Genomic DNA, 14,024 nt, shown 5'->3' on the forward strand with positions numbered 1-14,024 from the left:
TCGACCGCCGATCCTGCCAGCGGGCATTTTGTCGTGGGCGGCGTCATACAGCCCACCGGCCAGAACATCGATGTGAGCGCGGCGCAACTGGCCAGTACATCGTTCCAGAGCGGATCGGGTTCTGACGACCTCTGGGTGCGAGCCTTTGATGGCATGACATGGAGCAACTGGAAGGAGTTTCACGTCAATGCCCCGGCCGACAACCTTCCGATTGTCTCGGCCGCCGACTATTCGGCGAGCCACGGCCAGGATATCGCGGCCTCCACGCTGTTCTCGGTCTCCGACGCGGATGCCGACACCATCACGAATTATCAGGTGTGGGATTCGACGGTGGATGCGAGCAGCGGGCACTGGGTGGTCGGGGGAGTCGCCCAAGGCACCAATGCTGCCATCAATGTCACGGCAGCTCAGCTCTCGAGCACAAGCTTTCAAAGCGGCTCGGGTTCGGACGATCTCTGGGTGAGGGCTTACGACGGCTTTGCCTGGGGGGCGTGGAAGGAATTTCACGTCACCGCACCGGTTGACAGCGCTCCCGTCGTGACGGCGTCCGACTTCCACGCGACGGCCAATCAGAGCGTGGCCGCATTGAGCCTGTTTTCAGTCACGGATGCCGACGGCGACAGTATGGCACAGTACCAATTCTGGGATTCGACGCCGTCGGCAAGCAGCGGCCACTGGAGCATTGGCGGGACTGCGCAGCCCACCGGCACCGCCATCAACGTCAGCGCGGCTCAAATTGCCAGCACGACATTCCAGGGCGGCACCGTACCTGACGACCTCTGGGTTCGCGCCAGCGATGGCATCAGCTGGAGTGCGTGGCACGAATTCCATTTCATCGTCTAGGGAGCGGCCCCGCGTTGCGGAAACGCCGCGATCTGCGCCCAATCAGTCGACGACACGAGGCCCGATTGTCCTCCAAAACAAAAATGGCCCGCGAAATGCGGGCCATTTTATCGGAACCGGTCGGTCCGGATTTTGGTTGCGGGGACCTGCAACCATCTCGAATTGCTATGCGAGGCAACGGCTTAGCGTTGCTCCCGAAGGCAAAGGTGGCTAGTTCGGATCGTGTAGGGTGCGCCAAATTCTCCCGGTCTTACAGAGCTATGCACGCGCTCCAGACACAAAGCTGAGGTTCTTGTCCAGTCCTAACGGGACGCCCGTAATGACAGACATCGCACGCTTTCCTCAGCTTGTCGTTGCCGCACTTCGCTCGAAAGGCTTGTTTTCGGCGATGAACCTTGCGGCCAGCACCAGAGCGCCCATCGAGAACTCCTTTCCGTGCGCGGCGATCATCCGTTCGGAAAGTTCCGCCAGCTCCTTGAAGTACTGATCCTTGCTATCGGCTTCATTGAGCGATCGAGTAGATGTCATGGTTTCCCTCCTGGTGACCACCGGGCCAGCTATTTGAAAATGTGAGCGGGAAACGTGACGATCGCCGCGTCCCCGTTGTCAGTACCGAATGCAAGATGCTGGCCATCGGGCGACCACCGCAGTGCGTGGATCGCACCCCGCCCAGGTGGCTTGACGACCAGTTCGTCGGCTTCCCCGATCCTGGCGACGACCACCATACCGTCGCCGTAACCTGCTGCGATCAGCCGACCCTCCGGGTGCATATCCACCGTCTCCACGAGTACGGGTCTGGCACGGCCTGTCGTAAGGCTGGCCGGCCGTTCGCTGTCGTCGCTGAGGCTGGAAATGTCCCATGCGATGATCCGATAGGCCCCGCTCGTAACAAGAATGCGCGAATCCGCGCTCCACGACAGAGATGATGTGCTCCCGGGATAACTGGAAACCCGAACGATCCGAGCATCGGCAAGGCGGACCAGAACGACGCCTGTCCCCACGACGGACACGGCCAACCAGCATCCGTCCGGGCTCCATGCCAGATTGGAGATTGGTCCGAGCTCGAATGAAACCGCCGGCTCTGGTCGTGCCCCGAAGGCGCGAACGAGGAGACAATTGTCGACTCCGATCGCAAAGCGCCGACGATCCCCTGACGCCGCCAATGCCGATGCATTCCCGCCAGCGCGCTCCTGGAGCCAGCCGACATCGTCATTGGAATTGTAAAATATGACCGATCCGCCGGAAGCGGCCAAAATGCCCCCGGCCTGCACCGGAGCGACCAGATCGATTGGGGACCCATGGTCCGCAATCAGGCGCGTGACGCCGGATGTCGACACGCTAAGCAACCGGCTGTGATCACTAGCAACAAAACCTGACGTCCCGATCAAGGCGAGATGAAGCGGAGCATCACTTGCAATGACCTTCATCAACGGAGGCACAGGCTTCCGCCGTGGCGAGATTGTGGCCCGGCCCCCGTCCAGCGCGATGCGACAGCGATCCTGCGGCGGCTCGATATCGGTCAAGGGAGCGATCGCCAGAGCGCCATCGGCAAGCGCAAAGGCGACTCCGTCGCCCGCGAAGGCCGTGCTGGTGACCGGCGTCCCGACCGTCCAGTGCCGCCCGAGCAAATCATAAAGCGTGGCAGTCTCTGCTTCCATCGTGTCCATCGAAAGTCTCACCTTCTCGCCGCAATCCACCTGTCAAGATCCTCAAGGCGCTGCTCCAGCGCAGCGCATTGAGCGTCGCATGCAGCCATTCCGGCCGTTGCGCTACTCAGACGCGCCCGTGCCTCCTCGAGCGCCTCGGCGAGCGGACGCGAGGCGCCCGCCGCGGCAATCTCGCGCTCAATCTCCTGAATCTCAAACTCGGCCCCACCGCCAAGTTGAAGGTTGAGAAGGTTGCGCGATTGAGCGGCCGATATCTGCTGAACGACGACCAACCGCTCCTTCAGCACTTCGATCAGGGTCGAAGGAGCGTTACTCATGCATCCGCCTCGATTTGAGACAGGATCCGCTGCAGGCCTCCGACACCAGATACAAAGTGTTGCTGCGCGTCATTGATGTGAGATTGCAGCGAATCCCACAGATCGACCCTCAGCAACCGCGCTGGATCGCCCGCCATCGTCTCGATGGCCTGAAGGCCGAACCGATGCCGCAAGCCGATCCCCTTCAAAACGAATTCCGAGAGCTCGCGTGCATGGGTTTCGATGAAGGGACGCAATAACGGATGCGCGCCGTACCTGATGCCGTGCTTTGCGAGTTCGACCTCGATGAACACGATGAAATGTCGAACGAGCAGATCCTGGCTTTCGCCGAGCAGTTGCACCACGAAGGTGACGTCGCGGTCCGCGCGCGCAAGGATCTGCGACGCCAGCGCCGCCGCGCTGGCAGGCCCCTCTCCGCCGTTCTGTTCATCCCAGACTGCCGCCATGCCTCGCCCTCAGGTCCGGGAACGGTATTGGTGCAATTTGCGATACAGCGTCGCGCGCGAAAGCCCCAGCTTCTCGGCAGCGGCGGCAATGTTACCGCCAGCATTCGCGACGGCCCGCTCGATGGCGCGGCGTTCCACTTCGTCGAAACGCGCGATTTCGTCGCCTTCCGATCCCGTCGAGCTATGGTCCACCTGCGAGGGCGCCGAGGAGGACTGGGCCGGCACCACTTCCACGAAATCCTCGGGCAAATCCCTCGGAGCGACGATGCCGGTGATCGTCATCAGCACGAGGTTCTCGACCAGATTGCGCAGCTCGCGAACGTTCCCCGGCCAGCTATAGCCCCGCAGCAACTCCATGGTCGCTGCCTCGAAACGTAGCGGCTGGGTGCTATAGGTCTCCGCAAATTGCCTGTTGAAATGATCGATCAGAATCTCGACGTCGCCCAGGCGCTCGCGAAGTGGCGGGATGGTGAACTTGACGACACCGATCCGGAAGTACAGATCCTTGCGAAAACGTCCCTCAGCCACCTCCTGCTTCAGATTCCGATTGGTCGACGCTACGAGCCGGACGTCCACAGGTCGCGCCTTGCTGTCACCAAGCCTATACACCGCGCGCTCTTCCAGCACACGGAGCAGGTAAGGCTGCAGGTCCATCGGCATCTCGCCGATCTCGTCAAGGCTGAGCACACCGCCATTGGCAAACTCAAACCGCCCAGGCCTGCCCTCGCGCGTAGCGCCGGTGTACGCGCCCGGCGCATGCCCGAACAATTCGCCGCCGAGAAGCTCCTTGGAGACCGCACCGCAATTGAAGGCAATGAACGGCTCCTTACCGGTATTCTGGCTGGCGGCGTGAACCAGACGGGCGAAGAGTTCCTTGCCGACGCCGGTCTCGCCCTCGAGCAGGATTGCGGTTCGTCCGAGCGCTGCTCGCTCAATCTTCTCGATCGTTTGCAACAATGCGTCGCTGCATCCAACGATCGCTTCCCTGGCCGAGACCAGTGCGGCGCGGGCCGCTGGCGACATCTGGGATCGGGCAACACTCGCGCGTGGCTTCGCCGCAAGCACGAGCATTGCGCCCTTCACGACGCCGTCGACCACCAACGGTTCGATCCGCTGCTCGCGCAGTTCCTCGGGCAGCCCATTGGCAGGGTCTCTCGCCAGAAAGCCCTCGTCGTTTGGGAGAAGCTGGCTTCCGATGCTCAAGTCCTGCGACTGCGCAATCCGTCGCCAGCGAACAGATGCCATGTCGTTATGGTGAACGACCCTGCCGAACCGATCGAGAATGACGACCCCATCAGCACTGTTCATCCCCGGCATTCGGGAAATGCTCGCCTCGAGCAGCCGCATTCTCTCAATGCGGATTTTTTCCGAGAGCGCCAGTTCGATGTGATGGGCCGCGACCACCGCCAAGGCCACATTGTGCCGGTGAAAGATTGCCTGAGGTCCGGAAAAATCCACGATGCCGATGATGCTGCGGTCGATCGGACTTCGAATGGGGCTACCGACACATGTCCACGCCTTGATACCCTCTGAGAAATGCTCGGCCGCATGGACATGAACCGGCCTCCCCGTGACGAGCGCTGTACCGATGCCATTGGTCCCGGTGACCGCTTCGCCCCAGGCTGCACCTGCTTCCAGGCAGATATCGTGTCCTGCATCGATGGTCCGGCGATCGCCCCCGACCTCCAGCACAACGCCGTTCCTGTCGGTGATGACCACCATCGTGGCTGCGTCACCGAGGACCTCGGCAATACGGCGGAAGGTCTCGGCGCTTGAACCAAGCAGGTCGTCGTTCTTGAGACGCAGCTCATAGAGATCGTCGGGCGATGCGAGGAGATTGCTTCCCCTGCCGCGCGCATCGACCCCAGACTTGACGCTACGCTGCCATGATTCCTCGATGACGCCGCGCACCGGCGCGTTTTCACGCCTCAGGTCTCCGAACGTCAGGAAATTTTCCCATGCCTTGTTGGTTTCCCGCTCATCGTACGGCCGCCCCTGCTCCGTGTCCGGAGCTCTGTAGCTTTCCAGGGAAAACGGCGGCTTGGCCATAAGCGTTTCCGTCAGCATTGGAGCACCATACTTACGTTGGCAAACAGCAACCCGATCGGCAAACACGAACTGAGCCGGATCCCATCAGGATCCCCGCAGGCCTCGCTCACGGAGATCATTCGACGTTTCTGGAGATCGCGTCCAGGCCGAGGCGGCCCGAGATGATCTGTTCCAGGTTGGCTTCCGACGCCTCGTCGGGCACACTCACTCCCTCGAGGTCGGCCAGGACCTTGTACAATTCGTCATCCAGCGGCTCGAAGATCCCGTTCTCGCGTGTCGCCAAAGCGAAGTATCGCGATTGGCCCTTGCCGCGCAGTTCACCGACAAAATCGAGCTGCCGTCCTGACGCGAGATCGGCGATGACGACGCGACCATTATGGCTGATCCGCACATAGGGCTCGACCTCTTTCGGGCGAGCCGGAGGCGTGGACCAGAGCTTGCCCGATGGTTGGGGCTGCGAAGGGGGCGTCGGATTGCGCAACTGCTGCCAACGCCCGAGCGTCAGATGATTGGCGAGCGCGTTGATCGTCGTGCGGTTCTTCTGAAGGAAGTCCTTGGCCGCCACCTCTTCCCGATGCGGGCCGTCACGCTTGGAGATGATGTAGACCATGTCCCTTTTCCTCCCGCCCGGCTGATCGGATGAGCTTGGAGGCTTGTTACACTGCCTCCTTCGGCTCATGCCAAGGCTTTCAAGATTGTAACCCGTTCCAGATCGTTGTCACGGTGCAATCAATCATTCGATCGCGAACGTCACGCCGTCGCCACCATCTGGCGCGTCACCCCCGCCTTGAAGACGTAACCGGACAGTGCGGCCCCCAGGCAAGGCGCCACAAAATAGAGCCATACCTGTGACAGCGCATCGGAACCCGCAAACAATGCAGGCCCCAGCGAGCGCGCCGGGTTGACCGATGAGCCCGATACGGCGATGCCGGCGAGATGGATCGCAACCAGGGTGAGACCAATCACCAACCCCGCATAGGCGGATGCCGCTCCGTTTTGTGTCGCACCAAGGATCACCGTCAGAAACAAGAAGGTTGCCGACGCTTCGAACACGAACGCGGAGAGAACGCCATATTGGCCCCAGCCATTCTGGCCAAAGCCGTTCGCCGCGACGTCGTAACCTCCGACCTTGCCTTCCGCGATGAGGTACAGCACGGCTGCAGCCGCGATCCCTCCGATGAACTGCGCAACGATATAGCCGGAGAAATCCCGCGGCGACATCCGGCCGGCGACGAGCATCCCGAGGCTGACGGCCGGATTGAGATGAGCTCCCGAGATATGTCCGATCGAATAGGCCATTGCGACCACGGAGAGGCCGAATGCGAACGCCACGCCCAACAGGCCGACCTCGGCCCGCATGAAGATCACGGTCGCGCAGCCAAAGAATACCAGCGCGAACGTACCGATAAATTCCGCAACATACTTACGCATAACTCCCCCTCCCTGGTGATGAATTCGATATCGAGGCCTTAGTCGCCCTGGTCGCGGCGCACGTCGTCTCCTGAGACGGCGCGGCGGAACGCGGACCGCATACACATGCCTCATGCGCGTCCAAGCTTCTCCGCCCCGCCGCCCAGTGCCGGCCCCTGTGTCGGATCGATGTATTCCGGCACATCGGCAATCAGGGTGTTGGTGGTCAGCACCAGCGTCGCGACGGAAGCGGCGTTTCGAAGCGCGGTATAGGTCACCCGAACGGGATCGACGATGCCGGCCGACACCATGTCGATGAATACACCGTTGGCGGCATCGAACCCGACACCCGCCCGGGAACCCTGCAGATCGGCCACGACCTTCTCCGCATCATGACCCGCATTGCGGGCAATGAAGGCGGCGGGGCGCGACAGGGTTTCTCGCACCAGCTTGATGCCCTCACCCAGGTCACCATTGATGTTGCCGAGCGCGCGCGCCACCACCGGCGCGCACTGCGCCAGCGCCGTGCCGCCACCGGGCACGATGCCCTCCTCCGCCGCGGCCCGCGCCGCGCTGAGCGCATCGTCGATCAGCTGGATCGTCCGCTTCTGCTCCACGGGAGTGACGCCGCCTGCAAGGATCACGGCGGTCCCGCCCGAGAGCTTCGCCAGCCGTTCCTTGAGCTTGTCCTGTTCGATGTTCGGCGGTGCCAGGTCGTGCTGCTTGGCCACCTGCTGGCGCCGCGCCGCGATCGCCGCATCGTCGCCGCCGCCCCGGATGATTACCGTTTCGCGCGCGCTGGCTCGCACCTGCCGCGCGGTGCCGAGATCGGCAAGACTCGTCTCTTCGAGCTTGCCGCCAAGCTCGCGTGCGATAACCCGTCCCCCGGTGATGATGGCGAGATCGTCCATCATCGCCTTGCGCCAGTGACCATAGTCAGGCGGATTGACCACCAGGATCCTGCCGCGGTTGTCATCGCCGAGCAGCGTCACGACCACTTCCGGCGCAATCTCCTCGGCGACGATGACAAGCGGCCGCCCGGTCGTGGCGACCGTCGCACGCACCGCCGCCAGCTCGGCCGGCGTCTTGATTTTCAGGTCGGTCAGGAGAATGTAGGGCTGATCGAGCACCACCTCCATCTTTTCGACATCCGTCACCATGTGGTGGGAGATATAGCCGCGATCGAACGACATGCCTTCGACGACTTCGAGCGTCGTGCTGGTCGTCAGCCCGTAATCGGAACTGATGATGCCGTCCTTGCCGACGCGCTGGACCGCCTCCGCAATCAAACTGCCCAGATGAGCGTCGGTCGATGCGATCGTTGCCACCGCCTCGAGCGTCTTGCGATCCGATACGGCAATTGCCGAGCTCTTCAGGGCCTCGACGACAACCTCGACGGCCCGATCGATCCCTTTGCAGAGATCGACGGCCTTGGCGCCCCGCTCCAGTGCCGCAACGCCTCCCTGGATGAGACCATTTGCAAGCACCATGGCGGTAGTCGTCCCGTCGCCGGCGACTTCGTTGGTCTGCATCGAGACCTCGCGCACCACCTGCGCACCCATGTTCTCGAAGCGATCGGGCAGCTCGATTTCAGACGCAATGGTGACGCCATCGCGAGAGACGATGGGCGTGCCGATCGGCCTGTCGACCATCGCGTTCATGCCCTTGGGACCGAGGGTCGATTCGACCGCCGCCGCAAGCTTCTGGACTCCGCGCGCAAGAGCACGGCGGGCTTCGATATGATGTAGTAATACTTTCGGCATCGGTTCCACTCCCTAGCGGTCGCATCGTGTCGTCTGGTTGGGCGGACTTGCTGACCGCTCCGGTTCTTGGCGCTCGCAGGCACCGCTAAACGCGGCCCCACGCCGGCGCAATTCTGGCGTCTCCGGTCACAGGCCGCCGGATGGAACGGCACAACTGCCGCAGCCTCCGCACGGTGACGGCGTTCGTACAGTGTTGCCGTCGTCGCGATAGCGGACAGCAAGCAGGCCTCTGCACAATGAGCTATTGAACTCCATATTGATGCGCACTCCGCGCAACCGCTGCAGATAGGACGTCAGTTCGTGCCGCTTGATCGGGGCCCCCTCGTAGGTGACAAACGCGCGATCCTCAGGAAGGCAAGCAACGCCTGTTTCAATCAGAAGCTCGCGGTAGCGGGGCTTTTGACGCGCGACGTCCGGCGAAGTGAACTCGACCTCGTCAAAGGCACGCAAACTCATCCGGCAGATCTCCGGATCTTCATAACCTAGCCCCCGCAGCGCCAGGATCATGATCTCCTGGCGCCGCTCGAACGCCTTGCGACGGAATTTATCCCGCAATTCGTTAAGCGAGCCTCCCGGCGCAAACTCCTTGAGTGCGTCAGCAAATGACCTGCCTTCGCGGACGCCACGGTTGATCTCCTCCGCGACCATATGGTCCCGAAGCTGCGGCCGCGCCTCGCGAACCCACGGCAGCGACGACACCGCCCGGCGCATGTCGTCGGCCATGAGGAACGCGAAGTTCGCTGAACACCAGTAAGTCGGCAACCGAAAGACGATATCGACATCGCCATCGTCATCGACGGTGACATGCTCGACGAATCCAAGATCGGTCACCGACTCGTCGAGTTCAGGGTCTGTCACCAACGCGAGGCGCTGCCACACCTCGCTGGTCCTGCGGTCTTGCTTCAGGAGCGGTGCGTTCATGTGATGTCATCCTGCCGCCGCGGTGGCGTAGGCACCCTTCGCAAGCTTTGCCTTCTGCGCCTCGACATCCACGCCGTAAAGCCGCGCAGCGTTGAGACCGAGGATCTTCTTCTTTGCCTGCGGCGTCAGATCGACACCGTGCTCCTGCTTCAGATCCTCGGGCAGCTCGAAATTCCAGAACTTCTCGACCAGCCAGCGGGGCGTCCAGATGGCATAGTCGCTGCCGAAGAGGATCTTGTCCTCACCGACCCAGAACAGCAGTTCGCTGATCACTTCCGCGAAATACCGGGGACGTCCGTGAATGAACGGAAGCGCTACCGCAAGACCGCCATAGACGTTGGTCTCCTGCACGGCGATCCAGCAGAAATCGTCTAGTCTCGGCAGCCCGCAATGCTCGATGATGAAATTCAGGCCCTGGAAATCGGTCGCCGCGTGATCGACGTCGTGAACATCGAATGCATCCTTGTCCAGCGGGATAATGGTCGGCCCCTTGTGGACGTGGATGTTGGTGATGCCGAGCTTCTGGCAGAGTTCGAAGCAACGATATGCGTTCGGATCGGTGAGCTTCCAGCCGCGCGACTCGCCCTTCCATTCGGCGGTGTAGAGCTTGACGCCCTTGATGCCGAACGTTTCCTTCATGTAGTGAATGTATTCCAGTGCCCGCTCACCATCTCGCGGATCAAAGGCGCCGTTGACGATGAAGCGGTCCTTGTACTTCTTCGCCATCTCGGCGTTTCGGTCGATGGTGTTGAAGCCGTTCTTGTAGAATTCCGTGAGGTAGGTCGACTGCACGATGGCCATGTCGTCCGGACCGTCGACGAACAGATCGCGGTACATCTGCTCTGCGCTGTATTTCTCGAACTGGTCCTTGGGCCAGAGCTTGTCCTTTGGACTGAGCGACGTGTGGTAGGCGTAGAAGCAATCGATGAACTGCTTGCCGTGAATGTTGAGCTGGTTCGCCGGACTGCCGTCCCAGAAGTGGGTGTGACCGTCGATGACGAAGACTTCCTCGCCCGTGGGAGTTATGAACATGATGGTCTCCAGGATTTTTTGATAAGCTCTGTCCGATCAATCCACGCGCCGTCCCGGCGCGAACACTCTAGAAACGGTGGGGCCACACCGGGAAGATGCGGCCCCCAGTGAGGGAGCTTCACTCGATGTATTCGAAGACCTCATCCATGTTTCCGAACAGCGTCACGGTATTGTCGTCGATGCGCACCATCCGGCCGTAGTGGGTCGAGGTATTCACTTCGAATATCTCGGCCGTCATGTCCTTTCCGAGGATGTCGCTGATCTCGTCCATCTTGAAGATCAGCTTGCCCTCGCCGTCGATGCGGATCAGGGCCGGCTGGTAGGTCACGGTCACGTTCGGCTTCTTGCCCATGAATTCAGCGATGGCGCGCGCCTCGACGCTGTCGTTCATGGTGACACCGCACTGATGGGAAATCGTCTGTTCAAAACGAAGATCTCCCATCTTCTGGAAGATGTTCTGGTTGGTCGCACTTCTTGAAGCAACGGACATTGCAATTTACTCCTTGGGAAGGACGAGGCCGAGCTCGCCGAGAATCTTCTTGATGCGTTCGACCGATTGCGCGCGGACGTCGGCGTATTGCACCGGCTTCGAATGTGGCTGCGACCAGATCGGCTGCAGTCCGGCGGCCGCCTTGCCGGCGAGCGCCACGTGCTTGTTCACCCAGCCCTGGAACAGCTTCTTGTTGTGCGCGGCATGCTGATTGTCCGTCACCAGCAGGTGAATCAGGTCGATTGTGTTCGCGAGATTGCGCTCATAGTCGGCCTCGGCCGCCGAAATAACCGCCGGCGTGATGAAGTCGCCGTTCGGCGAGCCGACCTGCATCAGGAAACCGCTGCGGAACAGCTCGCCGACCAGCGGCTCGAACACGATGTTGGTGGCGAAGTACTGCTCAAGATAGTCGGCCGACCCCATGATCGATTCGATCGCTTCGCGGGTACCCTGCCAGCCCTTGTCCTCCAGCCACACCCGCTTGCCCGCGGCGTCGTCGAAGCCCGGAATGTCCATTCCGATCTCGGCGAGATAGAGCGTGATGTCCTGGGCCAGACGAAGCTTGTAGGACGAGTTCGTCAGGGTCGCGTTGTTGATCATCTGGGTGTAGCCGTAGCGCTGCGCCTGCATTAGCGACGTGCCAAGCCCGAATTCGGCATGTTTCCACGCGCCGAGGTGGTTTTGCAGGATCTTGACCCAGGCCTTGTCGAAGCCCTTCGGCGCGCCGGACTTGCGGCCGTTGGCGATCACCGACTGGACCATCGTCTCGATCTTGGACTGGCGTTGGTAGTGGGTGCGCTCCCACTCCTGGTCGGGCGCACGGAAGGCATGCCAATTCGAGCTCAGCGCGGCGGTGTTGTCCTTGGTGTAGGCTCCCTTCCCGTTGGGGAAGGAGATGATCCAGTCCTGTAGCAAATAGCGTTCCGGATCGGGCTGAACGTCTACGGTCACGTCCTCATAGTGTGTCGCCCGCTTGCTGCGGGGCTCGAAATACCGGTACTTGCGGCTGTCCGAATCCGGAAATACCGCAGCGCCTGCTGCACCGGATTTCGCTGGAACACTTTGAACGGCAGTCATGGTCGTCTTCCTCCTCCCTTGGTGGGCTCTATAAAAGGCACGGTCGCTGTTCGAAAAACCTCAGTTGTTGGCTGGTGTGAACTTGTCGAAGAAGATGCGATCCGACTCGACGTCGTTCATCTGCAGCACCGGCACCAGCGCCTCGATCATCGGTGACGGTCCACAGGCATAGACGTCGACGTCTTCGCCATATCCCGCGTCGCGAAGGTGCGCTCCGACGGCTTCGTGCACGAAGCCCTTTGCTCCACCCCAGGCCGTATCATCGGCCGCATGGGAGAGCACCGGGACGAAGTTGAACTCCGGATGCTTGGCGGCGAGCTCTGCGAAGTGATCGAGATAGAAGAGATCGTTGCGCGTCCGAGCCCCATAGAAGAAGTGCACCGGGCGTGCTTCGCCGGACTCGATGTGATCATGCAGGATCGACCACAGCGGCGACATCCCCGATCCGCCGCCGACCAGTACTATGGCTCCGGTTCTGTTTTCTCGCCGGAAGCAGGTCCCGTAGGGTCCGCGGAGTCCGACCGCGGTTCCGACGGCGAGGTCTCCGTCGAGCCGGGAAGAGAAGCGTCCGTTCGGGTACTTTTTGATGATGAATGCGAGCTTTTCGCCCTCGACCGGCGAATTTGCCATGGAAAACGAGCGCGTAATCGTCTCTGCCCCCGGGAGCGTGATGTCGACATATTGACCCGCCCAGAACTTCAGAGGTTGCTCGAGCGATATCTCGAGGAGCCGGATGTCATGGGTCAGCGCGGAGACGCTCGTGACTGTGCCCGTGAAGTCCCTGACCGGGATCGATTTCGACAGCACCTCCTCGTCATAGTTGAGGAGCTCCACCTCGAGATCCGAATAGGCCAAGGTCCGGCACAGCAGGATGTAATCCTGGCCTCGCTCCATCTCGTTGAGGGCGAACGTCGAGTATTTCTTGAGTTCGACTTCGCCTCCGGTCAGGACGCATTTGCACGCCGAGCACTGCCCCTCCTTGCAACCATGCGGCAGTGCAATGCCCTGGCGGAACGCGGCGTCAAGAACGGTTTCGTTCTCCTCGACCTCGAATTCTATGCCTACCGGTTGCAGGCGAACGACATTAGCGGGCGTGCCCATAGGGCCTCCTCAAACCAAGGCTTGCGTATCTTCCGGAGAGTGATCGGGAAGGAGCCGGCCGGAGCCGGCTCCTTCCGTCTCGGTTAGTTGCAGGGATTGATGGTGAATCCCTTGCGATACTCAGCGAGATGCGTCTCCCGGTCGGCCGGGCTCATCTCCCGCAGCGTGAGCAGCGGGCTCTTCAGGATGTGGCCGCGGACGTCGTCGAGCGTCCACATTTCCTTCTCGTCGAAGCGCAAGTGCGGCTGGGCGACCAGGGTCTTGCCGTCGGTGCGCACGAAGCCGAGATCCTTGATCGCGTCGGCGATATCGACATTGTGGTAGACGCTTTCCCATTCGCGACGGCCACTGAACCGCCCCATCGCCGGGGTCGGACGCCCCTGGTATTCGCCGGCGAAGGCTTCGATGGCCGTCCAGCGATCGAGCTCATGGGCGAACGTGTAGAGCTTGCCGTCGATCTCACCTGTGACCATGTCCTCGCGGATCAGGCAGGGCACCAGGCACGACCAGCAACGGTGCGGATAGACATAGCCGACATCGTTGTTGAAGAGGATGTTGGTCTGGCCGCGATGCGACAGCTTCTCGTACCATTTCCAGAACTCGCCGAACTGCGCATACCAGCCTGGATACTTGTGCTCGAACCACTCGAAGTCCTTGTCGGTCTGCGCCTCGATGCGCCAGAAGTTGGCCGACCACCCGACCGCGAAGAACTGCGCGACGTTGTGGACGTAGTGCTTCTCGGTCAGCCGCTTCCAGGCAGTCTGAACGTCGTCATGATGGATCTTGATGCCGTACTTCTCGAGCGGCAGCATATAGGTGCGATAATAATCCTCGAAGATCCAGCGGTGCCACATCTCCGCGTAGGACTCCTTCTGTCTCTTATACACATCTGACGCTGCCGACGAACT

15 protein-coding genes are annotated in these 14,024 nt (G+C 61.3%); 1 reads left to right on the plus strand and 14 read right to left on the minus strand.

From position 1 onward, the window contains the following. Positions 1–843: hypothetical protein (locus tag IF803_RS32470; RefSeq protein ID WP_461194893.1), on the plus strand; the 843-nt coding region annotated here is incomplete at its 5' end. 342 nt (positions 844–1,185) lie between these two features. Here IF803_RS32470 and IF803_RS32475 read toward each other — a convergent pair. The 14 genes from IF803_RS32475 to IF803_RS32540 form a co-directional block, all read right to left on the minus strand. Further along, the gene (locus IF803_RS32475) at positions 1,186–1,371 is read right to left on the minus strand and encodes a hypothetical protein (RefSeq protein WP_028345431.1); all 186 of its coding nucleotides are present in this window, start codon (positions 1,369–1,371) and stop codon (positions 1,186–1,188) included. A gap of 29 nt (positions 1,372–1,400) precedes the next feature. Continuing rightward, positions 1,401–2,510: a WD40 repeat domain-containing protein gene (locus IF803_RS32480; protein WP_461194895.1), complete on the minus strand. Its 1,110-nt coding sequence runs from the start codon at positions 2,508–2,510 to the stop codon at positions 1,401–1,403. A gap of 8 nt (positions 2,511–2,518) precedes the next feature. After that, positions 2,519–2,827, minus strand: a complete 309-nt coding sequence (locus tag IF803_RS32485; RefSeq protein WP_461194896.1) for a hypothetical protein — start codon at positions 2,825–2,827, stop codon at positions 2,519–2,521. Next, positions 2,824–3,273, minus strand: a complete 450-nt coding sequence (locus IF803_RS32490; protein WP_461194897.1) for a hypothetical protein — start codon at positions 3,271–3,273, stop codon at positions 2,824–2,826. The genes IF803_RS32485 and IF803_RS32490 overlap by 4 nt, the downstream gene beginning before the upstream one ends. A gap of 9 nt (positions 3,274–3,282) precedes the next feature. Beyond that, positions 3,283–5,322: a sigma-54-dependent Fis family transcriptional regulator gene (locus IF803_RS32495; protein ID WP_461194899.1), complete on the minus strand. Its 2,040-nt coding sequence runs from the start codon at positions 5,320–5,322 to the stop codon at positions 3,283–3,285. A gap of 115 nt (positions 5,323–5,437) precedes the next feature. Next, positions 5,438–5,932 (minus strand): hypothetical protein, encoded by a 495-nt coding sequence (locus IF803_RS32500; RefSeq protein WP_461194900.1) that lies wholly within the window; start codon positions 5,930–5,932, stop codon positions 5,438–5,440. Between the two features lie 140 nt (positions 5,933–6,072). Continuing rightward, positions 6,073–6,753 carry an MIP family channel protein gene (locus IF803_RS32505; RefSeq protein WP_461194902.1) on the minus strand — a complete coding sequence of 227 codons (681 nt, stop codon included), beginning with the start codon at positions 6,751–6,753 and terminating at the stop codon, positions 6,073–6,075. 110 nt (positions 6,754–6,863) lie between these two features. Further along, complete coding sequence (groEL, locus tag IF803_RS32510; RefSeq protein WP_461194908.1) at positions 6,864–8,495, minus strand: chaperonin GroEL; 1,632 nt, start codon at positions 8,493–8,495, stop codon at positions 6,864–6,866. Between the two features lie 126 nt (positions 8,496–8,621). Beyond that, on the minus strand, positions 8,622–9,416 hold the full coding sequence (locus IF803_RS32515; RefSeq protein ID WP_461194903.1) for an iron-sulfur cluster assembly protein: 795 nt from the start codon (positions 9,414–9,416) through the stop codon (positions 8,622–8,624). Between the two features lie 6 nt (positions 9,417–9,422). After that, positions 9,423–10,448 carry an amidohydrolase family protein gene (locus IF803_RS32520; protein WP_461194904.1) on the minus strand — a complete coding sequence of 342 codons (1,026 nt, stop codon included), beginning with the start codon at positions 10,446–10,448 and terminating at the stop codon, positions 9,423–9,425. Positions 10,449–10,566: 118 nt separating this feature from the next. After that, on the minus strand, positions 10,567–10,938 hold the full coding sequence (locus IF803_RS32525) for an MmoB/DmpM family protein (protein WP_028345441.1): 372 nt from the start codon (positions 10,936–10,938) through the stop codon (positions 10,567–10,569). A gap of 6 nt (positions 10,939–10,944) precedes the next feature. Next, on the minus strand, positions 10,945–12,015 hold the full coding sequence (locus IF803_RS32530; RefSeq protein WP_461194905.1) for an aromatic/alkene monooxygenase hydroxylase subunit beta: 1,071 nt from the start codon (positions 12,013–12,015) through the stop codon (positions 10,945–10,947). Between the two features lie 60 nt (positions 12,016–12,075). Beyond that, on the minus strand, positions 12,076–13,116 hold the full coding sequence (locus tag IF803_RS32535; RefSeq protein WP_028345443.1) for a 2Fe-2S iron-sulfur cluster-binding protein: 1,041 nt from the start codon (positions 13,114–13,116) through the stop codon (positions 12,076–12,078). Between the two features lie 83 nt (positions 13,117–13,199). Then, positions 13,200–14,024, minus strand: an 825-nt coding sequence (locus IF803_RS32540; RefSeq protein ID WP_461194907.1) for a ferritin family protein, incomplete at its 5' end; no start/stop codon positions are given.

Source organism: Bradyrhizobium sp. UFLA06-06 (assembly GCF_054820065.1).